The sequence below is a fragment of the Paraburkholderia sp. BCC1876 genome (assembly GCF_902833695.1).
GTDB lineage: Bacteria > Pseudomonadota > Gammaproteobacteria > Burkholderiales > Burkholderiaceae > Paraburkholderia.
On record NZ_CADFGI010000080.1, the window covers coordinates 1 to 463 of the forward strand.

Annotated in this window: 1 protein-coding gene; it reads left to right on the plus strand. The window is 70.2% G+C overall.

Features of this window, described 5'->3' with window-relative positions; all coding sequences use genetic code 11:
* Window positions 1-40: 40 nt before the first annotated feature.
* Window positions 41-463 (plus strand): porin (locus HWY05_RS37855; protein ID WP_244146812.1); only part of this gene is annotated, 423 nt, incomplete at its 3' end.

A 463-nucleotide genomic window follows, 5' to 3' on the forward strand; every position in this document is an offset into this window, starting at 1 on the left:
AAACCGGGCGCCCGACGTGCGCCCGATTTCCGGCATCGCCATGCCGCTCGCCGCCTCGCGCGTCCTCGCCGCCTGCCTGCTCGCCGGCCTGGGCAGCGCCGCCTCGGCCCAGAGCCTGTCCCTTTACGGCGAGCTCGACAGCGGCCTGGCCTATCTCAGCAACGTCGGCGGCCATGCGCAGTACCTTGCCACCTCCGGCCTGATCGACGGCAGCTTCTGGGGCCTGCAGGGCAGCGAGGATCTCGGCGGCGGCGCCAAGGCGCTGTTCCGGCTGGAGCGCGGCTTCACCGTCACCGCCGGCAGCCAGTTGAACGATCACCCGAGCTATGTCGGCCTGAAATCGGATCGACTCGGCACGCTCACGCTCGGCCATCAATACGACCTGATCCACGACTACGCCGCGCCGTTCACGCTGACCGGCGGCACGGGCGGCACCGCCTTCGCCCATCCCTTCGACAACGAC